19 protein-coding genes are annotated in these 22,504 nt (G+C 38.9%); all 19 read right to left on the bottom strand.

From position 1 onward, the window contains the following. Positions 1 to 91: 91 nt before the first annotated feature. The 19 genes from AC13EX_RS20530 to AC13EX_RS20440 all read right to left on the bottom strand — a co-directional run bounded on the left by AC13EX_RS20530 (position 92) and on the right by AC13EX_RS20440 (position 22,322). A complete protein-coding gene (locus AC13EX_RS20530) occupies positions 92 to 571 on the bottom strand; it encodes an SRPBCC family protein (RefSeq protein ID WP_482894126.1) in 480 nt (159 codons plus the stop codon). Positions 572 to 837: 266 nt separating this feature from the next. Further along, entirely contained in the window at positions 838 to 2,307 is a 1,470-nt protein-coding gene (locus AC13EX_RS20525) for a CotH kinase family protein (RefSeq protein ID WP_482894125.1), read from the bottom strand. A 91-nt stretch (positions 2,308 to 2,398) separates the two neighbouring features. Continuing rightward, positions 2,399 to 2,731, bottom strand: a complete 333-nt coding sequence (locus tag AC13EX_RS20520; protein WP_482894124.1) for a hypothetical protein — start codon at positions 2,729 to 2,731, stop codon at positions 2,399 to 2,401. A 471-nt stretch (positions 2,732 to 3,202) separates the two neighbouring features. Then, positions 3,203 to 3,631, bottom strand: a complete 429-nt coding sequence (locus tag AC13EX_RS20515) for a DsrE family protein (protein WP_482894123.1) — start codon at positions 3,629 to 3,631, stop codon at positions 3,203 to 3,205. Between the two features lie 43 nt (positions 3,632 to 3,674). Beyond that, positions 3,675 to 6,785 carry an efflux RND transporter permease subunit gene (locus AC13EX_RS20510; protein ID WP_482894122.1) on the bottom strand — a complete coding sequence of 1,037 codons (3,111 nt, stop codon included), beginning with the start codon at positions 6,783 to 6,785 and terminating at the stop codon, positions 3,675 to 3,677. Positions 6,786 to 6,793: 8 nt separating this feature from the next. After that, the gene (locus tag AC13EX_RS20505) at positions 6,794 to 7,960 is read right to left on the bottom strand and encodes an efflux RND transporter periplasmic adaptor subunit (RefSeq protein ID WP_482894121.1); all 1,167 of its coding nucleotides are present in this window, start codon (positions 7,958 to 7,960) and stop codon (positions 6,794 to 6,796) included. After that, positions 7,957 to 9,429, bottom strand: coding sequence for a TolC family protein (locus tag AC13EX_RS20500; protein ID WP_482894120.1), 1,473 nt, complete (start codon positions 9,427 to 9,429; stop codon positions 7,957 to 7,959). Before AC13EX_RS20500 ends, AC13EX_RS20505 begins: the two co-directional genes overlap by 4 nt. Before the next feature lie 362 nt (positions 9,430 to 9,791). Continuing rightward, positions 9,792 to 10,682, bottom strand: coding sequence for a phospholipase A (locus AC13EX_RS20495; RefSeq protein WP_482894119.1), 891 nt, complete (start codon positions 10,680 to 10,682; stop codon positions 9,792 to 9,794). Positions 10,683 to 11,256: 574 nt separating this feature from the next. Then, on the bottom strand, positions 11,257 to 11,556 hold the full coding sequence (locus AC13EX_RS20490; RefSeq protein ID WP_482894118.1) for a hypothetical protein: 300 nt from the start codon (positions 11,554 to 11,556) through the stop codon (positions 11,257 to 11,259). 136 nt (positions 11,557 to 11,692) lie between these two features. Next, entirely contained in the window at positions 11,693 to 12,325 is a 633-nt protein-coding gene (locus AC13EX_RS20485; protein WP_482894117.1) for a response regulator, read from the bottom strand. Then, positions 12,312 to 14,024: an ATP-binding protein gene (locus AC13EX_RS20480; RefSeq protein WP_482894116.1), complete on the bottom strand. Its 1,713-nt coding sequence runs from the start codon at positions 14,022 to 14,024 to the stop codon at positions 12,312 to 12,314. The genes AC13EX_RS20485 and AC13EX_RS20480 overlap by 14 nt, the downstream gene beginning before the upstream one ends. 19 nt (positions 14,025 to 14,043) lie before the next feature. Then, the gene (locus tag AC13EX_RS20475; RefSeq protein WP_482894115.1) at positions 14,044 to 15,429 is read right to left on the bottom strand and encodes an alpha-L-fucosidase; all 1,386 of its coding nucleotides are present in this window, start codon (positions 15,427 to 15,429) and stop codon (positions 14,044 to 14,046) included. A gap of 49 nt (positions 15,430 to 15,478) precedes the next feature. Beyond that, a complete protein-coding gene (locus AC13EX_RS20470) occupies positions 15,479 to 16,636 on the bottom strand; it encodes an ABC transporter permease (protein ID WP_048643613.1) in 1,158 nt (385 codons plus the stop codon). Between the two features lie 25 nt (positions 16,637 to 16,661). Next, positions 16,662 to 17,399 (bottom strand): outer membrane lipoprotein-sorting protein, encoded by a 738-nt coding sequence (locus AC13EX_RS20465; RefSeq protein ID WP_048643612.1) that lies wholly within the window; start codon positions 17,397 to 17,399, stop codon positions 16,662 to 16,664. A 62-nt stretch (positions 17,400 to 17,461) separates the two neighbouring features. Further along, positions 17,462 to 18,736, bottom strand: a complete 1,275-nt coding sequence (locus AC13EX_RS20460) for an ABC transporter permease (protein ID WP_482894114.1) — start codon at positions 18,734 to 18,736, stop codon at positions 17,462 to 17,464. Next, the gene (locus tag AC13EX_RS20455) at positions 18,733 to 19,890 is read right to left on the bottom strand and encodes an ABC transporter permease (RefSeq protein ID WP_482894113.1); all 1,158 of its coding nucleotides are present in this window, start codon (positions 19,888 to 19,890) and stop codon (positions 18,733 to 18,735) included. Before AC13EX_RS20455 ends, AC13EX_RS20460 begins: the two co-directional genes overlap by 4 nt. Further along, the gene (locus AC13EX_RS20450; RefSeq protein ID WP_482894112.1) at positions 19,887 to 20,594 is read right to left on the bottom strand and encodes an ABC transporter ATP-binding protein; all 708 of its coding nucleotides are present in this window, start codon (positions 20,592 to 20,594) and stop codon (positions 19,887 to 19,889) included. Before AC13EX_RS20450 ends, AC13EX_RS20455 begins: the two co-directional genes overlap by 4 nt. A 10-nt stretch (positions 20,595 to 20,604) precedes the next feature. Then, the gene (locus AC13EX_RS20445; protein WP_482894111.1) at positions 20,605 to 21,738 is read right to left on the bottom strand and encodes a hypothetical protein; all 1,134 of its coding nucleotides are present in this window, start codon (positions 21,736 to 21,738) and stop codon (positions 20,605 to 20,607) included. Next, the gene (locus AC13EX_RS20440) at positions 21,735 to 22,322 is read right to left on the bottom strand and encodes a TetR/AcrR family transcriptional regulator (protein ID WP_482894110.1); all 588 of its coding nucleotides are present in this window, start codon (positions 22,320 to 22,322) and stop codon (positions 21,735 to 21,737) included. Before AC13EX_RS20440 ends, AC13EX_RS20445 begins: the two co-directional genes overlap by 4 nt. Between the last annotated feature and the right edge of the window lie 182 nt (positions 22,323 to 22,504).

Here is a 22,504-nt window from a genome sequence, read left to right as displayed (position 1 = left end):
TAATCGCAGCTTCATTTTAAAAAAATTGTTTCTATTTGGCTGATCAGCTTGGCTTAATTTATCAAAGAGTAGTTAATAGATATAAAATTTATTATTGATTGATAATAATTTCTCTCCATTTGTCTGATTCAGCAAATTCTCTTATCGTTTCATTTCTCTTGATCAAAAGGTTTCTCATGTATTTTTTTAGAATTACAGCGTTTACAAATCTCCCAATAATCCCCATTGGTGATTTAAATTCAAATCGATCGATCATAAGTGTAACGTATTCAGTCCACTCAAAATAGTGATAATGTTTAAAACTCTTAAAGGAACCTTTAACCATCTCATCAATAAAATAAGAAGGCCTTTGAAATTCAGTGATTTTGGAAGTAAGTTTTTGACTTATGCCAAAATGTACTGCTCTCCAAGTTACATACTCTCCCAAGTTGATTAAACCTGTTGTAACCCCATCAATCGCCTCTTCCTTGGTGTGGGCTGTGGATACCTTGTGGAGATCAATGCTTCTTGACAAATCAAAACATCTTTCAATGGGAGGATTGATTTTTGTATGTAGAATGATGATGGGCATAAAATTTTAATGTTGTTAATTTAAGAAATTAACTTGCACATAATAAAGAGTATACAAAGTTAAATATTATTTTCCCTCAACAAGTTGGAACCACAAGGTTGTATACCAAACTATGTTTTTAAATTAAAACAAAAAAACACCAGCACCTTGAAAAAGCTTTCCCTTAAGAAAAGACTACTCTGGGTACTGATGCAAACAAACAACTCAAACCTAAATTCTTTTGGCAGGTTTCAAAAAGCCATATCAAACTTCGCTACAAATGATACCTAGTTGTTAAGGTAACTGCTAACCGCACTGGCTCTTGAAGTCGTATGGGACATCAAAGTATTGACAGCATTTTGAAAATCTCCACTGTTATTCAAAAAGGTGTAGCCATTTAATTCTGTTGTGGCATAAGGCGCTATTAAGGCTGAATAAGCACTGTATTTTGCTTGGACGATACTTGTGCTAAAAGGACCTGAGATCACTTCCGCAACATAAGCGTCATATTTTGCTTTGTATACCTCATCTGCGTATAAATACCCTATCAAAGGCCAGCTGGATGAACTTAATCCTGAGAAATTCAAAGGCAGGCTACCTTGCTGATTTCCATTTTGTAAGGCTTCATTATTGTCCCATGGAATCCATGTCAATTTATGGGTGTCTGGATTGTTGTACAAGAAGTAGTTGTGTGTCATTCTACCATAGGTATCCCAGTTTTGAATGATGGTATTTACAGCCAGGTATTTCAAAAATACATCCGTATCCAAGATTTCTTCAAGGTTTGATCTCCAGGCCTCTGGATCACTTGTCCTTGATCCATCATGCAATATGGCCAGGAGGCTTGCTACATCAGAGAAATCAGCTTCATCCTCGTTGTTTTTCTTCACATATTCATCCTCATCATAAGTTCCTGTTGCAAAACTAGCCGCATCACCATCTGGTTTGTATAAGTTTCCATTGTCATCAGAAAACTGGGTGTCCAATACGGTATCGTCTACTTCTTCAACTAAGGTGTACAGTCCAAAATAGACTGGTCCATCCCCATGGTCTACATACACGGTATAAAAGGCGGTATGCGAAGCAGCCAAGCCAGCATCTCTGAAAATTTCAGTGGCCACTTTTTCTCGCAGCATGGACTTGTCATTGTAATTGTTTTTGAGGCTCAGCTTTTTAAAGCCAAAAAATCTTTGGTTTTTAATCTGTGGGTAATCGTCCTCAAACTCATCAAAATCAAGTTTAAAAGACAACTTTAAAATACCTGACTGCCAGCTACTTTGTAAGCTCGAATTTCCTTTAAATCGAACACCTACTCTGTACCATTCTTTGTCCTCGTAAAATACCTCGGCAGGTACAAATAAAGGGTCTTCGTCAGTAAAAGTAGCGGCTCCACCTGGGCCACCACCGCCTCCAGGTCTGCCACCGCCGCCCCTACTAGCACCGAAGGTGCCATACAAATCAGTCATGTCATCAAGCATTGCCTGCCAACGGTCTTCAGCAATGACAATATCCAATCTTTTTACTGCCAAGTCTTCAAAAACTTCATCAAAATCGGGATCAGCATCATTGCTATGCGTAGCCTCTGTCCAATCAATGGGGTCAAAATCGGTATCATCGAAGATTACCTGTTCTTCATCATCGTACTCTTCGATTATATCTTCAACTTCATCCATACAGGATGCCATCGTGAAAATGAAAAATAATAGGTACAGGTATTTGGAATACCTTATCAAAGAAAGTTTTTCTCGCTTAATCATAATAGTATTAATTAACGTTATAGTATTTGGAGGAAATAGAAAAAATTGTCAATTGCCCGATGACCTATTTTTTTTTTCTAGTCCTATCTAATTATTGTCTTGGTCCTCTTTGTGGTCTGTTGCCACGTTTCTTTCTGTTCTCAATGTATTTCTCCAATTGGTTTTCGGTTAAAGTGGCTTCCAATTCTTCTTCCATTTTTTTTCTGGTTTCCTGAGCCGAAGAACGATCCTTTAGGGCATCTGCATATTTTTCATGTATGGCTTCCCAATCACTTACCTGCTCTTTGGATAGACTCAATTCTTTGGTGGCTATTTTGATCATTTCTTCTACGGAAGGTGGTTCTGGCATTTGGCCTCTTTGCCCTTGAGCATAAGACAATGAAGTAAGGGCTACCATGGCAATCATTATTAGTATCTTTTTCATAAAAATGTTGTTTTCGTTTTCTCTTTAGACGCAAGTATTGCGGCGATCCCTCTTAGAGGGAGTATTTTATTTAATTTGACTCCAATTCTATAGTAGAAGGGGGTAAAAAAGAGGTAAATTATCTGGTATAACTATTTGAATATATATGAGTTATGATTTATGGAAACCAGGTTAAAAAGATTTTGCAAAAGACCAAAAAAAATTAAGGGACTTATAGGAAGGGGTATTTCAACGGGTATATTATTTTGTTCGAATAATATATATTTTTAAAAAGGACATCAGGGGTACCGGCTCCTAAGCGAAGCCAAAGGAATAGGTATGATGGATAAGTTATCCGCTGGGCTTATGGGTTTAGCTATAAAAATGATAATAGGCTTATAGTTTACGTTAAAATCCCCCTATTTCCCCCTTAAGGGGGATTTCGTATTTTCATGCCTGATGAGTTCTAAACGCAATACTGAACTTTTGCTATTAGTTACCTGCTTTGATATAGGCCCAACCTTGTTCTTGTTTTATAATGATTTCTGCAAGGCCAGATGGAACGGTAATGGCTCCGTCAACCAAGTCTTCTTTGCTCGCCTTGGCCCTGCGCATGGTGTTTTCACAAGCGGCAAAAACTACTCCCCTGCTTTGTAGTTTAACTATACCCTCTAATACCTGGCTCTTTTCTTTCAAAACCATTGGCAGCGCACCACTGTGGCAAACCACCTCTATTTCAGCATTCGGCAAAGCTTTCAATATATTGTTAAGCTGAGCTATGGCTTTATTTTGGTCAGCAACTTCTCCTTTGGTGACTTGAAAAACGACGAGATGAACTTTTTGATCTACCACTTGTGCCTGAACTAAGAATGAGCTACTCATCAAAAGTACAAATAGCGTTAAATGAATGACTTGTTTCATGATTTTCCTATTTGTTCAAATATAAGGTTTTTTACATTTGAATTTATGCACTCACTTTCTTTTTAGGCTTTACGGCTTCTACCAAATCCTCGAAAATCATGTATAAACAAGGTACAATTACCAAAATAATTGCGGTAGCGAAAATGATACCAAAGCCCAAAGAAATGGCCATAGGAATTAATTGGAAAGCCTGACTGGATGTTTCTAGAATTATAGGTGTTAGGCCACCAAAGGTAGTCAGCGTTGTCAATACTATAGGGCGAAAACGCCTTACCCCTGCTTCGTGGATGGCTTCATAAGCCGATAAATCCCTCCTGTTTTTATTGGCATAGTCGATCATGATCAAAGAGTCATTTACAACCACACCAGACAAGGCAATTACTCCCATTAAACTTACTAAGGACAAATCATAGCCCAATAGAATATGTCCGATTACAGCTCCTACAATGCCAAAAGGAATGGCAAGCATGATTATAATGGGTTGCGAATAACTACCCAAAGCAATGGTCAAAAGACAAAAGATCAATAGCATGGCAATAATAAATCCAGACCACAAAGCATCCGTGGATTCCCGCATTTCCGCTTGACTTCCTTCATAAGTCCAGGCAATACCTGGAAAATCAGCACGCAATTGTGGCAAAACTCGCTCATTTAAAGCCTTTAGCACTCGAGTTTGTGCTGCTGCAGGTTCCACATCCATGCCCACATTGACCACTCTTTTGCCATCTCTCCGGTTAATATTTGTAAAGGTTTCTCCTTCTTTAATGCGCACTACATCCAATAAGGGAACAGCAGTACCATCAGGTGCCTGTATTATAAAATCCTCCAAATAATTGATGTCTTTTCTCTCCTCTAAAGGCAATTTCACCCTTACTTCAAATTCATTGATACCCCGAAGTTGCCGCATGGCCAAGGCACCAAAAAAGGCATCACGAATTTGTTGGCCTACAATATTGGGTGTAAGTCCAAGGTTTCGACCCTCGGGTAGCAATTCAAAGCCCAACTGCAGTTTGCCTTTGTTATAGTTGTCACTCACATCTCTTGTTTCTGTAAAGGTTTGCACCCGTTCCAAAAATGCCTGGCTTGCCCGCTCTAAAACGTCGATGTTGGGATGGCTCAAATCTACACTTATATCTTGTCGGGCACCGCCAGGACCTCTTTCCGCCTCAAAATTGATTTGGTCAACGCCCTTAATGTCTCCAATATTTTCGCGCCAAAGTGCGATAAGTTCTTTTGGACTCATGTCCCGCTGGTCTGGTGGTTTCATCACTATTTCCACGTCAATAAAATCCTTTCCCCGTACATTGGTTTTGACCCCATAAGCCACTTCGTAGAGGTTATAAATTTCAAACATTTTGTGGGTATTGTTAGTGATTTCTACGGCCACCTTTGCTGCCTGATCATTCGTAGTCCCTACAGGAAGTCTTACTGCGGCCTCAATCTCATCAGCAGCCACTTCAGGCATTAGCACCATGCCCATGTGATCACTGTAACCAAAACCTCCTACTAGAATCAATAGTGAGACGGCCCCAGAAAATGTGAGATAACGATTTCGCAGGCATAGGTCAAGAAAAGGCTTGTAATAGGTATTGATAAAACGGTTAAACCCAGATGCAATAGCTCCCTGCCATGTTTCTAACTTTTTAACCCAAGGATGCTTCTTTTCTTTGGGTGGCTTGGTTACATGAGAGGGTAAAATAAATAGGGCTTCGAATAAGGAAACAAAAAGTACTACTATTACCACTACAGGTAATGGCCACCAATATTTTCCTGTTTCTCCTGGTATGAAAAGTAGCGGCACAAATGCCATAATGGTGGTTAGCACACTTACGATAACGGGTTTAGAAACATCTTTGGCCCCTAAAATAGCCGCATCCATATGCGAATAACCTTTTTGTCGGTACTCATAAATGTTTTCTCCCACAACAATGGCATCATCTACCACAATTCCCATAACAATCAAAAAGCCAAACATGGAAATCATGTTGACACTAATTCCTACGGCTGGAAGAAAAATCATGGCTCCTACAAAGGATATGGTCATGCCCATCATTACCCAAAAAGCCAAGCGATACTCCAAAAACAAACCTAGAATAACAAGTACTATTATTATAGCCATGAGCCCATTTTCAGTAAGCAAAGAGAGTCTTTCCCGAAAATCTTCTGCTCTATTGCTTTCGATTCGTACTTGTACGCCTGGAGGCAAACTAGGCCTAAACTCCTCTAGTATATCTTTTACGGTAGCCTCTATATCCAGAGGCGATTGATTACCAATCCGAAAGACTTCCAGGTCTACCGTATTTTGCTGTTCAAATTGACCGTTAAACCCCACTTCCTCAAAGCCATCTCGTATACTGGCAATATCTCCTAAAGTAACTGTAGAGCCGGATTCGGAAGATATGATATCTATGGTTGAAAATTCCTCAGCCACCAGTTTCCGCTCTTCCATTCTTAAGAGAATTTCCCCAGAAAGCGTCTCTATAGATCCAGCCGGAATGTCTCGACTTGAATTTTCAATCAAGTCGGCCACCTGCCCCAAAGTGAGGTTGTATTTTAACAGTGTATTTCTTGGGATCTCCACATGTGTTACAAAATCAGGCACATTGCCGATTTCAACTTGGGTGATCTGATCATCACTAAGAAGCCTTGTTCGCAATCTTTCGGCTAAAATCCTAAGCGTCCATACATCCACATTGCCATAAATCCCTACCTGCATCACGTCCATTTGTTGATTTTGAAGGACAATTTGAGGTCTTTCAATGTCATCGGGAAAAGTCTGAATTCTGCTTACCGCTTGATTAATATCCTGAAGTGCCTTCATGCGGTCTGTACCAGGTATTAGCCAGATTTCTACAGTTCCTGAACCCTCATCAGCCTGGGAAATAATTTCTTTAATGCCTTGAACTTCTCTGACCTTTTCTTCAACCGGCAAGACAATACCTTGTTCCACCTCCTCTGGGGCAGCTCCAGGGTATACCACAGATACTTCCACTATGTCCAGTTGAAACTGTGGGAAAACTTCTTTTTGGATGGAATACATGGTGTAAACTCCTCCAAACAGTAAGATTACCATCAGCAAATTGGTGATGATTGGTCTTCTGGCCATAAAGGCAATGGCGCCTGTTTCAGTTTCTAGGTTTTTAGGTTCCTGCATGGTTTTAACTATTTATCAGGGTCCAAACGAAGCGGTGAACCATCAACTACAGTGGCAAGATCTGTTGCCACCACTTGGTCGTTGGCGGACAAGCCTTCATTGATATAAGCAAAATCCTGGTCCTCAAAGAGGATATTGACATTACGTATGTTCAATTTACCTTCTTGAATAACCCAAACGGTATTTCCAGGTCGTATGTATTGACGTTCAAGTCGGGTGACATCTACTAATTCGCGGGCTTCAATTTGTACTTCTACAAAGGTTCCAATGATCAAGGGAGGTTTATCTGGATTGGGTTTTCTTCGCAATAATGGATCAGCAATGCGAATAATTACTCGGGCTAATCGAGTTTGATTGTCCAAGGCTCCAACCAATCTTGATACATGCCCTTCGCGAAATTGTCCTGGCTCCCAAGCCGCTGGGTGTACAATTAATACTGGGGAACCTGTTCCACCAACCTCTTCTCCTATAGACAACCAGTTTACCTTGGAAAGAGGTATATTGGCCATTACCCAATATTCATCAATCCCTACCAAACGCCCCAAGTCTGAGCCAGGAGTGATTTGAGATCCTAGATTTACATTTCGTGACAATATATGCGCATCAAAGGGTGCCCTAATTCCCGCTCGCTCTAAATTTAATTCCGCTTGGTTTACCGCAGCTTCAGCAGCTTCCACATTGGCTTTTGCAGCTAACAGTTGAGGTTTCCTAAGAACCAGGTTCTGATTTTTGGAAGTCAACTCATCTCCAATTAATTCATAATCTTTTAGCGCTACATCCTGACGGCCCAGCTCAACTTCGTAATCCGATTGGGCCAAGGATAAATCACTTTTCCTCAATAGCAGTGTATTTTTATAATCAGCAGGATTGATTTGTAATAACAGCTCACCCTTTTTCACATAGGCACCAGGAAGGAACTGTTTAGCAATGCCTGTGATTTCTCCACCTACCTGATTGCTTAAGGAAATGTCGGTAGCTGGTTGAACAATGCCGGTTGCCACGATGGTAGGTGTAAAATCACCCTGCTCTGCTTGTACCACATCCACTAACATGGCAGTAGTTTTTGAGGCTCCTTCCATTTCAGCCTCTGGTGCTGTCCAGAAAAAGAGCATAGCGATTAGGACACAACCAATCAATAATCCCAGGCTTATAAATATGGTTTTTTTCTTAGTCATTTTGTCGGGATTGTGTTTTCATTCATGCTAAATTCCTCCTCGTTTTCAATGGGAGTTTGGAATCCCCCTGCAAGGGAGCGGTAAAGGGAAACCCTGTACAAAAGCAAGTTCAATTTTTCTGTGACCATTTCTCTTTTCAATTGCTGCATCTGATCCAATGTGACCAGCACATCAAGGTAGGCAATGGACCCATTGAGATATTCAACCCGCAGTTGTTGAAATGTCCGTTCGGCAAGGTTCAGTTGCTTTTCAAGGTTTTTGATAATTTCTTTTTGAAGACTTTCACGAACCATTGCATCTTCCACCTCCTGAAGGGCTTGTAAAATGGTTTGACCATACTCTTGAACCTGTTGTTCTCTAAAAGCTTCTGCTTGTTTCTTTTCGGCATTTAATCTTCCACCGTAAAAAAGTGGCATCAATAAGCTACCTGTTAAAGATGCTGCCTGAGATTCCACCAAGTTGGTAAGTGTATTGGATCTTAAGGCCCCGGTAAGGTTGAAAGAAAGTCTTGGATAAGTATTGCTAATCGCTACTGCAACCTCCCTGTCGGCAGCCTGCATGCGATTGAAACTGCTTTGAATGTCAGGGCGTCTATTGATCAATTCCATGGGTAAACCAGCGTCAGGAATGGAATTTAGATTCGGTAATTTGCTGTCCGGAGCGACTAAAAGCTTGCCTGGCGCGATGCCAAGCAATACTGCAAGCCTGTTTCTTAATGTTTTCACCTCCATTTGTACAGAAAGCGCTTCTTCTTTGGTGTTTTCAATCAGCTGTTCCTGACGAAGAATGTCCACACCTCTTACCTGCCCGCTCGCAAACCGCGCTCGGATCAGTGCCAACACTTGTTGGTTGTATTTTGTTTGTTCTTGAATCAATTTCAGTTGTTCTTGAAAAGCTTTAATGGAAAACCAAGTCAACGAAACTTCTCCAGCTATGGTAATGGCAAGGGTTTGGTAATCTAGGTAACTTGCCATTAAACGATTTTCTGCTGCTAGCTTACTTTGCTTTACTCTTCCCCAAAGATCTACCTCGTAACTTGTTCGCAAAGACAATTGAGTGTTTTCTCCCCCTACAAAATCAGGAGCAGGTCTACTTGCGCCTCCCTGTAGTTCTAAAAACACTTGAGGAACTCTCTGAGAAGAAATTATGGCAACATTACTGGCTTCTTGTGCGACCTGAAACCAAGAGCTTTTCAATTCTAGATTGTGAGCTATAGCAGTATCTATCAATGCATTTAATTGGTTATCCTTAAAAGCAGCCCACCAGTCGGTTTCAAGTTCAGAAACTCCTGTTGGAAGAGAAAAACTTTCCGGGAGCTCCACAGGAACATCTCTTGTAGTGACTTTATTTCCACATGACAAGGTTAGCCAAATTATCCCAATGCAGCACATGATAAAGGGATAGGAAGACTTTTTGAAGGCACCTGAAGTACTATTAAAAGGAAAGTTTAATGATTGATTACAATTCAAAAGGTATTGGGTTTTTTTTGAAGATAACAAAAAACAGTTGGTATGCAAAGGCAACTATTTCTTTTAACTATATAACTATTTACAATTAAAAATGTTTTATGGCCAATAGTTAACCTAAATGTCCTATTATTGGATCTAAAATGCTTTTCACTTCTTTATTGTGAACTAATCTTTACAAACCAGGTTACCAAAAAAATAGTATAAAACCACTTCCCGTAAAAATGAAAATACTTTACCCCTGGCTACAGTCAGTACGGAGAAATCCTATAACATTATTCGGGATTAAAACATTTTTGGAAAAACACAAGTCATTAACTTCAATGCAAGCCAGTACACAAAGCATTTAATTCTTCAGCAAGTTTTCAATAAAAATTCCGCATTGCTGGTTTGATGCACAAGCCAAATCTCAGCATGGAAGTATATTGATTATAATCATAAAGGTTTTCTCCATAGCCATTGTACCATTGCAGGAAAAGGTATTGGTTGGCTGAGGGAACAGGTTTGAAGTTTAACTCTACAATGGTGTTGACGGCATTGAATTTTTTGGTTGGATTGAGCACCAGGCTTGCCCAAAAATTATCATTGTAACTGCGGTAATTGAGTGCCAATAATCCATATCCCCTATATCGAAAAAGATCTTTGTTTTCATCTCCCAAAACTCCAGCCCATATTTTTCCTTGAAGAGAAATACTAGGATTGTAAAAATACACTCCTGAAAGCGTAATGAAATTCCAACTTCTGGAATATATGGAATCCAGCCCATTTGATTCATGTTCAAAAGAAAGCGCAACACCTCCCCTTAACTCTTTATTACTTAATACAGGCCTGATCAAGGTTATACCTGGATTGTAATTGTTATCAGCGAAAGGAGAAGAATTTTCATAAATATCCCAAAATGATTTCTGGGTATATGTGAGCAACAAGGAAGTTCGGAAGGGCAATCTGGACTTGGTCAGTCGCTGACTAATACTAATCTGGTATTTGGCATCCGCTGTTTGCTTGTTGATTTCCTTATTTGTTGGCACCCCTGTAATAAAATAATTGTCCCTGAACATCCCAAAGCTAGGTTGAGCATCATAAAGGTCTAAAAACTCCTCTTCTGATATTTTAAGGTAATTAATCCTCCTGAAATCATAACTACCAGTATCAATTTGTTCTTCCCACATGGATTGTAGTTCCCTGATTTGGGCGTTGGTGGTCAGGGAAAATGAGAATAGAAAAAATAGAAGGACGAACCCATTTTTGGTTGACATCCTACAGTTTATGAATTCAATCAAATTTAATATAGGTTTGGTGAAAAATGGATTTTAAATGCTTGCCCATTAATTGCTTAGTAGCCTTTTACCAAACTTAAGCAAAACCTGTGGTATGAAAATCAAATAATAAGGATTTTAGAGATTTTGCTTAAATTCTTCACATTTTTAATTGAATGTTTAAAGATTAGCACCTTGATTGAGAGCGCACGCTTTTGGAAGAAAGTAAGAAGCAATATCATTATTAAAAATCTGACCTTTAAACCCGAAAAATGCAATAGGCATTCTATTACATGCTGAAATCGCTTTAAAATCAGCCCTTCCTTGCTGTTTTCAATTTCACCATAACGGTGCTATGCTAAAATCTCCAAACAGTCTGATTTTCTTGCGATTGCAACACTTCCCGTAAACACGGGACGGGCTTCACCCCTGACTATTGTCAGGACGGAGAAATCCTAATACATAATCCGGGTTAAAGCTTAAAGAATGCTTATAATCATTTATCATTCAAAAAAAAAAAAAAGCCTTGCCAATAATAAAGGCAAGGCTAATGATTGTATTTATAGTTTAATTCTTAATTATTCCAAGGCTTGGCATTTTTAGCCTTTGGGCCTGTAGTTCTAGGTTTATTTGAAACCAATTCTATTTGTTGGAAATTCTGGTTCTCTTCTTTCCAAACTTTACTGTTTTTTGCACTTGGTCCTTGAAGTTTATTTGAAGTATGCAAAGTGTATACTTTTTTTGGACTGGCATTGTCGGATTTTTGCCAAGGCTTGTAATTTTTTGCAGCGGGACCTTTTAGGTCATTTCTATCCTGAGCAAAACTAAACGTAGCAATTGTCATAAAAGCGAAGGCTAGCAGTATACTTTTCATTTGTATGTCGTTTTTTGTTAATTTCTATTGTCTAGTAAAATTAACGCCAAACAAGGGGCTTAGATACTCTAAGAAAATTGGTAAATTGTAGTAATGCTAAATACTGAGATAAAACATCCGTATTAATACGTATATTTTATAATAACTTTAGTTGAGAGGCCTTATTGATCAGTTCAGGAGTATTTTTAACTTCAATCTTTTTCATCATATTGTTCCGATGGGTCTCGACGGTACGGGTACTTATGAAGAGGTTTTGGGCGATTTCTTTGGTTGTATGTCCCTCTGCGATCAGTTTTAGAATTTCCATTTCTTTGGGAGACAGTTTCTTGGGGCTGACCCCTTCAAGAGACATGATATTGATCATTTTTTGAGAAATCTCTTGATTAAAGTATTTGTTACCATTAAGCACAGTATCAATTGCTTTTAGCAATTCTTCCTCATCAGCATTTTTAAGCAAATAGCCATAAGCACCTGCTCTTATTGACTGCATAATATAGTTCCCATCATCATGCATAGATATAGCAATGGCCTTGATATTGGGATACTTTTTTTTAAGCTTAATAAGCACCTCAAAACCATTCATTTCAGGCATAGTAAGGTCTAGAAGTACGATTTCGGGGAGGTTTCCAGATTTTAGTTTATCAAAAAAATCCTTTCCATTTTCTGAACTGATTAAAATTTCAAAATCATCATTTTTTGACAAAAGAGAGTGGATTCCATCTCTGAATAACTGATGATCGTCAACAATGGCAATTTTAATTATATTCATCCTTTATAGGTATTTCTACTTCCACTTCTGTACCGTCCTCATCAGATTTGATATGTAGGTACCCGTTAAAAATTTCTATTCGTTCCCTAATATTCCTCAACCCAGACCCATATTTAACACTATCTTGATCAAATCCCTTACCATTGTCAAGATAATAAAAGGAAAGCTTGTCACTAAATTCTGTTAAAGATATTGTGATTTTATTTGCCCCGGAATGTTTAAGGGAATTATTGATTAATTCCTGGCAAACTCTAAAAATACAAATGTCAAGGTCAATGTTCCATTTTCCAGTGTTTCCCTTGGTCGCATCTTCATAAACTATTTCTATTCCACTAGATTTTTTAATTACATCAATAAAGCTTGCCAATGCCTTGCCAACCCCAAAGTCAACCAAAACCGTGGGCATTAAATTATAAGTCATTCTTCGAATTTCATCAATGGTACCATCTACCACCAAATTGATTTTCTTTTTGTCACTTAAAGGTAAATCTGAGGTTTGAACCATTAATTTTAAGCTGGTTAGCAAAGGACCAAGTCCATCATGCAAATCCTTGGACAATCGCTTGCGTTCATTTTCTTGTCCTTCAATCAAGGATTTTTTGGCCATCAAACGACTTAGGTTTTCAGCATTTTCATATTCCTTTAATTTTTCTTGCATGAGCATCAATGATTTCCCCAATAAATCCCCTTCACCAGACAATTCATACTTTGCCTTCATGTTCATATTGCCTATTTCTGAGGAGAATTGAATGGCCTCACGAATGGATTTTTGTAGTTTTTCTAAGGCCACAAACATTTCATTGATCTCTTTGGTCGGATAGGTATTGACAATTTTAAAATCATAATTCCCTCTTGTCATATTATTGAGGAAGAACCTCATTTTCAGAAGGGGCTTTGTCAATACAACTGTAATAAAAAAGGAAAATGTAAGCGCAAAAATCAGCACTAAAATAGAGATTAAGATAAGCTTGTTTCTCATCTTTAGAAGTGGTGTGGTCACTTCTTCCACATCCATTTCAGATAATATGGCCCAATCAAAATATGGAATATCCAATTTATGATAAGAACTATACACAGGTATACCACGGTAGTCGTTAAAGACACCAAAGCCATCTACACCTGCAAGTGCTTGCTCCGCTCCTATTGTTTTGGCCAGAATTTGACCCGGAGCTATATCTGGAAAAAACCTTGAAACAGACCTCAATCGATAATCAGGGCCAACTAAATAGGTTTCACCACTTTCACCCATCCCGGTTCGCTCCATTAATATTTCCTGAATGGCATCCGTCTTTAAAAATTCAATTTTCCGGATTTCATTTTTTACTTTCTTTACCATTGCGATCAGTACATTGCCATCTGTAGAACAAGAGCTTAGGTCTGTTAATACTTGTTCATTTGGGAGCGAATTAACCTTATTCTTCAAGCATTCAATGTCCACCTTATCCGAATATTGAGTATAGGGATCTATAATCTCATCCTCTACTATTGCATGGTTTTCACTAAGAAAAGTACCTACTTCGGTTTTTAAGAAGGCTTCCAACTGAATTCTTTTTAGTCTTTTAATAGAAGTCAGCTGTAAAATAACTCTTTCATCAAGCGCATTCTTAAATTCTTTGTAAGAAAAAATAGAAAGGATCACCACTACCAGTATTACCAGAGAATTGATTAACAAGATTATCCATGACCTTATACTTTTCATTGTACGCTTCTTGTTTCTTTTACTCCCTATTGGCATTGTAAACTTTGAAACTTAAAATCTGAGGCTCTTCAACAGAAGCATTGACCTTTAGTCTTAAAGCTGTAAATTCCTGATTATCAAATTGATATATAAACTTGTGTCCTATTACACTACCTTGAAAAATCTTTTCCCATTTACCTCCTGTTTTCCCCTCTACCGTAAATGCCCTAACCCGTTCCCCAAAGGTAATGTCTTCCATCAAAACAAGTTGATTAACGGTTTGTTTTGATGGTAAATTTAATTTAAAAATTTTACCCGTTCCGGAGGTTTCAGCGATAGGATTAGAAAACCTTTTCTTGATTTCATCTCCCCATTCCTTTAACCTTTTCACGTCAGGTTCGGGTAGCAAGCCATCAGGGTTTGGGGTTAAACCTATAATCAAAGTGGAATTCCTTCCAACGGATTTATAATACATGTTCATTAGCTCAGCCAATGGGTAAATATGGCCTTCATCCCCTGGTTCCCAAAACCACTCATGCCTTCCATTATAACCCCTCAGTGGTGCATCACTCATTGCAGGGATATAATAATCTCCATCAGGATAACCATGTTTCAGTGGTTTGAAGTTGTCTTTATCGCCCCTATTGTTAAACCAGGAGGGGGTTATGTAAGTACCCCAGCATGGATAAGGCACTGTTCCGGTTTCACTTCCTCCCCAGCGAATATCCGCTCTTTGTAGGTTATGATAAAAAAGCCCATTGGGTTGGTGTTTTTCAAAAATGGACAGTACGTCCGGACCGCCTTGTTCAGGTCCATGGGCACCGCCATCAAACCATACTATGGCCAGTTCCCCATACCTGGACATCAACTCTTCGACCATGCCTTCACAAATTCGATTGTAATGAGCTTGTCTTTCTTTGGCAAATTCATTGTCTCCATTTACCTTAAAGTCATGAACACCATAAAAGGAATTCCAACGAATCCCTATATAAATCCCAGGTTGTACACCATACTTCCTACATGATGCTACAAAGTCCCTAACAATGTCTCCCTTTCCATCTTGCCATTTAACAGCCTTTAGAGAATAAGGGTTAACATCACTTTGGTACAAGGCAAAACCTGTTTCATGGGTGGCTGTTAGAATGGCAATTTTACAGCCTGCATCTTTGGCTGCTTTTATCCACTGGTCCGTATCAAGTTTTTCGGGATTGAAAATATTGTAATCTGCAATAGGTGTAATTCTATTCTTTGCCTGATTGTATTTAATTCCGTCAAAAACATGCAAGTCATAATGAAACACAGCTACTTGTTCCGAATTTTGCCAGGCCAATTGTGCTTCTGTGGGCAATGGAATTTGTGCAAAAAGTGAATTCGATAATAAAATTAATAATAGGGCAATTACATGAAATGGATTTGATTTGAGCATCTGTTGTTTTGACAGTAAACTAAATTTTAGACCGGAATAGGAATTAGGTTTATTGTAATTTCCCTTTTAAAGCATCTACCGGATCCATAGATACAATTTTACGGGTAGGAATAAAGCTAACTATTGTTGCAGAAAATATCACTATCGAGGCAGAAGAAATCAAAAGCGCAGGGCTAAATGAAGGGTAAATCCTGTCTCCCAAACCTATTCCCATGTCTGCAGTGACGGATCCAAAGGAAATCCCAGTACCTGCCAGGTACCAAAACAAGGGAACACCGATAAGCGCTCCTACAAACATAGAGAAAAGGCTGTACATGCTACCTTCAATCGTAAAAAGCCCTGTAACCTGAGTCCTTGTCATTCCCAAAGCGATATAGGTGCCAATCTCTTTCTGTCTACGAAAAACAGAAAGTACTTGAGTATCGAAAATGGCCAACAGTGCAATAGCCAATAACATAAAATAAATTATACGGGCACTTGCTCTTTCCACCTCAATGACATCGTTAATGTTTTGCAGCAGTTTTTCTTGACTTAAGTACTTCCAGTCTCCAAAGTCAGTTTCGTTAAAATGTTCGTCAGCAATCAATATGGTGGCTTCATTTTCCAGTCCTGTAATGCTCCATAAATCCTCCAAAGTCATCCAAATCTGGCCTTGATCTACAGTGCTGATTGTGGTATTGAAAATGGTTGCTACCACCACGTTTGTAGCATCGAAAGTACCGTTTTTGTCTCTCCAACGAAGGGTGATTTCATCCCCCTTGGAAAGGTTGGCAGCTTTTGCCATCCTTTTACCTATGGCCACAGGAATGGCTCCCTGCTGTTTGTCCAAATTACTCATAGGAATCTTTAGCAGTTTCTGACTTTTAGGAAGCCCATTTAAATTGACGGATAGCATTCTGCCATTGGGGTAAATAGAAGCCTGCCTAATCAGTAGTGGTGTTAAGCCTTTGGTTTCGCTTTTATTGAATTTACTGTGTGCATCCTGAATCGTAAATGGGTTGTAAGGCTCATAATCCTTGTGTTGAAACTGTCCATTACCAAATTCCCAATTGATGGCATCTCTTTTTGCTTGTTGATTCCATCCATCCAAGAGGCCATTGTAAAAGAGAATAACCAAAAAAGTAAAGGTCAGAATACCAACATTTAGCCAAGTTCTTAATCCAGCTCCAATAAGGTTTCTATACGCAAGTTGGAAGGAAAGCTTCATAGTAATAGGACATTGAGAAAACACATCATTTTTTTAAGGAGGCTTTGGTGAAAATATAATCTGGAATGGGCGGATTAAACTGTACTTTTTTGAGGATGAAATCTGTTCCTTCCCCAGCCTTTAAAACATCCTTGAAATTGATTTTTTTGGGATACCATCGACCGTCAATTTGTTCTATTTCAGACATCACTGTTCTCTTCAATAATTGTCCACTTTTGGCAAATAACTCTTCTTGAAGGGGAATGTACCGTTCCTGATCTATCCATATTTTCCGTTTATGGTAACTTACATTTTCTACAGAAGCAATCAATTCCAAAGTCCATACCTTTCTCCCAGCAATGGTCTCTTCTCCTATAACTTTCCCATCATAAATTTCTGAAAGTTTTCTATCTTCCATCATGTCTTCATAGGACAAGTCTGAGCCCATAACGGATTGCCTTAACATATGCCCTGAAAGTTGAATGGTACGGTCTGTAGATGGGGAATAGATCCACAAGCGGTCGCCAAGTTTTAGCATTTTAGTACCTCTTTCCCTTTCTGGATAGAGGTATTCGGTAAAGGATTTTTGATTGCCCTCGGTAAAGGATTTTGAACCGATGGTTTGAACATTTCTTTTGCCTCTGATAACCATCTCAGATTCGGTGATTTCTGTTTTAGAGACCATGTTTTTGTCCACTTTTTCCAAAATGTCCTTGGCATCTTGGGCCTTGGCCTGAAGGGTCCAGAGGGACAAAAGACAAGCTATAATCAATCGTTTTTTCATGATTTTATTTATTTATAATCAATTGAAAATCATATTTAGGTAAGTAATTTAATCCTGATAATTTAAACCTCTAATTCCTTGAACAAAGTGGCGGTTTCTCTTTTGTAAATACCTATTCCTGAGAGCATATTGCCAAAAACCATGGCAAAAACACCAGGGATAAAGCCTATATAGTAAAGGTCTGGAGTTACTTTAGCTCGCATTACTGTGGGCATCATCATGGATGAATTGTCCACCATGCCTTCTATATTGATCCCATAGTTTTGCAAATAAAATGCGCCAAGAAGCCCTAAACTCGTTCCCACCAAGGAACCTATAATGCCTATTAAGGTAGCTTCTAAAACCAAGGAGCGGTAAATTTTACCTTTAGACTCCCCAAGCGCCAAGCGAATACCAAACTCCTGGTACCGCCTTAATCCACCAATTAGGCCAGTATTCCACAGCACCACCGACATGGCTCCCACAAAGATGATCACAAAAATGGCTGACATATTATTGGCATAATCCAGAAGATCTCCCAGGTTATTTTGTGCACGAAGGGTAAACATTTCCGGAGCATATTCGTCGGGATTGTCTTTCATTTTTTCGTTAAACGCTGTTTCCAAGGCAATTGCAGCCTTGTCATCGTAGACCCCATTGTTGTAAAAGCCCAGTATTCCTCCGGTTCCATCTTCCATGTCCAGCATTTCCTGAGCAGCAGTGATATCCAGGAGAATGGCACCCCTGTCCATTGCAGCAAGTCCAAAGCGAATGGTTCCACTTATTATAAAGTTTTGGAATGTCATACTGCCATTCATCGTAGTACCAAAGTAGGTCACTTCATCTCCTATTTTGAGATTCAATTTGTTGGCAAATTCATCTCCAATTAAGGCTTCTTTGGCATTTTTAGGGAGATTTCCAGACACAATCGAATTGGTAATATTCATTCGCTCCACTTCCCCGCTTGATGCATCCAAAAGTTTTATGGCTATTCCGGCAGCAGGTCCCTGACCTTTGGATTCCCCACTTCCATCGGGAGCATCCAGTAATCCCCCAAATCGAATTCTTTTAACCCATTGCAAATCAGGATAATTTACCTGAAGAGCTGTTATCAGGCTGTCTACGCCTAGTAAGGCCAGGTCGTTAGGAAGCTGGTCCTTGTTCTCTGCATAAGCCCGAGACATGATTTTAACATGACCTGTATCAAATTTCGCGTTCTGGTCGACCATATCTGTCATGGCACCACTTAGAAAACCACTTAAAACTATCGTGAGGGACACCCCTAGGGAGATGACGATAATTGGGAGCATGCTCCTGCTTTTGTCCCTGATAATTCCTTTAAATAAAAATTTTATCATTGTAACTTTCCTTTTAATGCTTCAACTGGGTTCATATAAGCTATTTTTTTGGCTGGCAAAAAGCTGACAATGGTCGCTGAGACAATCACCAATACCATGGTACCTAAAATAAGTTGTATTCCGAAAACAGGAAATATTCTTGAAGCCATGGTTACTCCCATGTCTTGAGTTACATTTGGAAATGATATTCCATTTATGGCCAAATAAGCAAAAATAGGTAGGCCAACAAGCCCTCCTACCAGCATGGCCAAGATACTATACATGCTTCCTTCCATAGTAAATAAAACTACAACCTGACCGGGGGTCATTCCCATAGCCACATAAGTACCTATTTCTTTTTGCCTGCGAAATACAGACAATACTTGGGTATCAAAAATGGCCAATAAAGCGATGGCCAATAACATTAAGTACATAATAGATCCTGAAATCTTTTTTGATGCAATGATCTCGTTAATGTTTTGAAGCAATTCCTCCTGGCTTACAAATATCCACCCATCTATTTCTTGGTGGGAATATGCTTTATTTGCAACGAAATAAGTAGCCTCTTCTTTAAGTCCTGTCATGGCCTGAAGCTGTTCAAGGTTTATCCATATTTGTCCAGCATCAATATTGCCTACATCCGAGTCGAAAATTTTGACTATGCTGATGTTCATCGCATCAAATGTTCCATTTTTATCTCTCCAGCGCAATAGCACTTCCTCCCCTTCTTTCAATTTGGCCGCATCTGCCATTCTCTTCCCTATAATTGCTTGGATGGTCTCTTTTTGCGAGCTCAGATAAGTTGTAGGAAGTTCCAACTGAGTTTGATCCGCTGGTATTCCTTTTAAAGCAATTGAAAGCATCCTGCCATGTGGGTAGATGGATGCCTGCCTGATTAAAATTGGCGTCAACATAGGAAATTCTTCTGGCGTGTAGGGCTTATGGGCATCTTGAATGGAAAATGGATCAAAGGGATCGTAATTGTCTGTTCTCAATTCCCCATATCCAATTTCCCAATTGATGGTATCCAACTTGGCCTGATGATTCCACCCATCCAACAAGCCATTATAGAAGATGATGAGAATGAAAGAAAAGGCCAAAATACCGACATTCAGCCAGGTTCTCAATCCAGCACCTATAAGGTTTTTGTAGGCGAGTATAAAGGCCAGTTTCATGCTTGTACCTGCTGGTTTTTGTTCTTTACATCAGACACGACTTTTCCATCTTTTAAAGAAACGGTTCGGTCCAGATAAGCCATGACTTTTTCGTCATGAGTAGAGAAAAGGAAAGTAGTTCCCAATTCCTTGTTCAGGGTTTTCATGGTTTTCAATATGGCATGCGCATTGGCAGAATCCAGGTTAGCGGTTGGTTCATCGGCCAACAATATCTTTGGGCGTTTTACCATGGCTCTTGCTATGGCCACCCTTTGGCCTTCTCCACCAGACAGTTTATCTGGCCTTTTATTGGCCATACTTTCCAAACCTACCCATTCCAATGCTTCCATTACGGCCTTCTTTCTTTCCTCTTTGGCTATATCTTGGAGAAGCAAAGCAAATTCTACATTTTCAAAGACCGTATAAACCGGGAGAAGGTTGAAAACTTGAAAAATAAAGCCAATATGCAGATTCCTTAATTTAGCGGAATCCTTATGACTGAGTTTGGCTATGTCTTTCACCATGACCAATGCTTCTCCTTCCGTGGGACTGTCCAAAGACCCTATAATATTTAACAATGTGGTTTTCCCTGAACCACTAGGTCCCACAAATCCGGCAAACTCACCTGCATTAAAAGACAAGGAGACATCATTTAGGGCAGTGAAATAACCGTCCCCTACTTCAAATTTCTTGGTAACATGTGACAATGAAATTATTTTTTCCATAGTGCTTCTATTAATGGTTGTAGACCAACATCAGCCTTAAACCAGGGCCTTTAAACTGGTTGACAAATTCGTTTTGTTGAATACCTTGTTGTATAGATTCAGGATTGTAATACCCCATCACGTATCCTGTTAAATTTTTAAATTGGTGAGAATAGTTAAGAAAGAAGCTGGTATTGTAACTGCTCCAATCGTAATACATGACAGTGGTTATGTTATCAAAAAAGCTCAAGGGATACATTAGGGTAGCTGCAGTAATATGCATGGCATTGTTGACAGCAAAATTCTTCTCGTCAAAATTGATTTGCATGTGTTCCATAACGACATTTAGCCCTGTGCCTACAGGAAAGGTATAATCAACCCCTATATTTAGTAAAGTTTGGTTGGTAAGATTTCCAAGGTCCTTGTTTCGATGAACATAAACCGATTCAAACCATAAGCCTACGCCTAAATCCCATTTCCCATCTAAGCCAAATCTGTTTTCAGGAATTTTATTTAAAGTATTGACTTGATCGATAGTCATAGAGCTGGCAGTACGATAGTGGTAGGAAAAGGCCAATTCACCTTTGGGTACTGGATTTTGAATTCTCCCGCCAAATTCCGGAATTCTTTTATTGGTAGGCACCACGTCAAAGCCTCTCGCTTTCTCATTGCCATAAAGTCCCCAAAGCCTAATATTGGCATTGTTCAAAAAAGTATATCGGCCCATGATTCCATAAACCCCATTGGTCAGTTGAAGTGGATCTCTGGGGTCTATCTGATTAAACCATTGTAAGGGACGCAAAATAACGGCTGAACCAAAATCTATTTTCTGTAATCCCAGTCTAATTTCAAATTGACTGGAACTGTACCTCATCCATATCCTATAAGGGTTAATATTGATAGCTGACTCGCCCGTGTTAAAATCAGAAAAGAGTACTGTACTGGATAGGTTCGCTGAAGCTACCAGGTCAATGTTTTTTATTGAATCCAGAGAAGTTTTCAACCTAAACTCAGGAATATATCTAGCCCCAAAGAAAACTGGAAGGTCATTTTTCGGGCTATAACTACTAACAATAGATGCCTGACCATGGAAAAAGTCCTTCTGAGCAAAAGATTGCTGGATTGAATAAATAGATAAAAGCAATATTAAGACCAAGGCTTTCATTTTAACTTTTCAGGAGACACAATGCCATAAAAAAAGAAATTTACCATTTCCATTATCAAATCCTCAGTGCTATCATACATGGCCATTAGTTTTTCATCCCTTAGTTTTTTATTGATGTCATTCATCATATAGGTTAAAAAAGGAAAATGGAGGTCCTTCCTTACCCATCCCTCCTTTTGTGCAGCTTTCAGGTGTTCAATAAATTTTTCCTGACCATTTTTGTTGGCTTCAAGTATCAGTTGCTGCAATTCCTCTTCTTCATTATTCATTATGTCAGCTATAAATTCCTGACTTATGCCTCGAGAAAATTCATGTTCTAATAATACCACTTCCTTCATCTTTTGAGGAAAGTCAATTTCCTTTGCCATTATGGTATCGTATAATTGCTCACTCCTGTTAATTACATCCTTCAATACCATGACTGCCACTACTTTTTTATTGGCAAAACTCCTATAATAGGTCATTTTGCTAACGCCGGCTTTTTCGCATATTTCTTCTACTGTGACCTTATTGATCCCATATTTCCAGAAACAATCTTTGGCAGCCTTTAAAATGGCCAATTGGCTTTTGGTTTTCTTTGTCAAATTAATGTTACTTATTTTCTTACAATATACGATTTTAGTAACATTTATCAAATTTAGTAACAATAAAAATATAAATTGAATGTTATTGTAAAGCTCTGATTTGGGGTAAATGGAAGATTCTACTATAGGTTAAACCCGAAATATGCAATAGACATTCTATTACGTGCTGAAATCACTTCAAA

It is taken from the genome of Cyclobacterium sp. L-R, assembly GCF_056859355.1.
This window is presented reverse-complemented; position numbering and strand designations above follow the sequence as displayed.

Excerpts from the sequence above, each read along its gene's own strand:
- AC13EX_RS20530 (WP_482894126.1), bottom strand. The coding sequence starts at position 571 with ATGCCCATCATCATTCTACATACAAAAATCAATCCTCCCATTGAAAGA.
- AC13EX_RS20525 (WP_482894125.1), bottom strand. The coding sequence starts at position 2,307 with ATGATTAAGCGAGAAAAACTTTCTTTGATAAGGTATTCCAAATACCTG.
- AC13EX_RS20520 (WP_482894124.1), bottom strand. The coding sequence starts at position 2,731 with ATGAAAAAGATACTAATAATGATTGCCATGGTAGCCCTTACTTCATTG.
- AC13EX_RS20515 (WP_482894123.1), bottom strand. The coding sequence starts at position 3,631 with ATGAAACAAGTCATTCATTTAACGCTATTTGTACTTTTGATGAGTAGC.
- AC13EX_RS20510 (WP_482894122.1), bottom strand. The coding sequence starts at position 6,785 with ATGCAGGAACCTAAAAACCTAGAAACTGAAACAGGCGCCATTGCCTTT.
- AC13EX_RS20505 (WP_482894121.1), bottom strand. The coding sequence starts at position 7,960 with ATGACTAAGAAAAAAACCATATTTATAAGCCTGGGATTATTGATTGGT.
- AC13EX_RS20495 (WP_482894119.1), bottom strand. The coding sequence starts at position 10,682 with ATGTCAACCAAAAATGGGTTCGTCCTTCTATTTTTTCTATTCTCATTT.
- AC13EX_RS20490 (WP_482894118.1), bottom strand. The coding sequence starts at position 11,556 with ATGAAAAGTATACTGCTAGCCTTCGCTTTTATGACAATTGCTACGTTT.
- AC13EX_RS20485 (WP_482894117.1), bottom strand. The coding sequence starts at position 12,325 with ATGAATATAATTAAAATTGCCATTGTTGACGATCATCAGTTATTCAGA.
- AC13EX_RS20480 (WP_482894116.1), bottom strand. The coding sequence starts at position 14,024 with ATGAAAAGTATAAGGTCATGGATAATCTTGTTAATCAATTCTCTGGTA.
- AC13EX_RS20475 (WP_482894115.1), bottom strand. The coding sequence starts at position 15,429 with ATGCTCAAATCAAATCCATTTCATGTAATTGCCCTATTATTAATTTTA.
- AC13EX_RS20470 (WP_048643613.1), bottom strand. The coding sequence starts at position 16,636 with ATGAAGCTTTCCTTCCAACTTGCGTATAGAAACCTTATTGGAGCTGGA.
- AC13EX_RS20465 (WP_048643612.1), bottom strand. The coding sequence starts at position 17,399 with ATGAAAAAACGATTGATTATAGCTTGTCTTTTGTCCCTCTGGACCCTT.
- AC13EX_RS20460 (WP_482894114.1), bottom strand. The coding sequence starts at position 18,736 with ATGATAAAATTTTTATTTAAAGGAATTATCAGGGACAAAAGCAGGAGC.
- AC13EX_RS20455 (WP_482894113.1), bottom strand. The coding sequence starts at position 19,890 with ATGAAACTGGCCTTTATACTCGCCTACAAAAACCTTATAGGTGCTGGA.
- AC13EX_RS20450 (WP_482894112.1), bottom strand. The coding sequence starts at position 20,594 with ATGGAAAAAATAATTTCATTGTCACATGTTACCAAGAAATTTGAAGTA.
- AC13EX_RS20445 (WP_482894111.1), bottom strand. The coding sequence starts at position 21,738 with ATGAAAGCCTTGGTCTTAATATTGCTTTTATCTATTTATTCAATCCAG.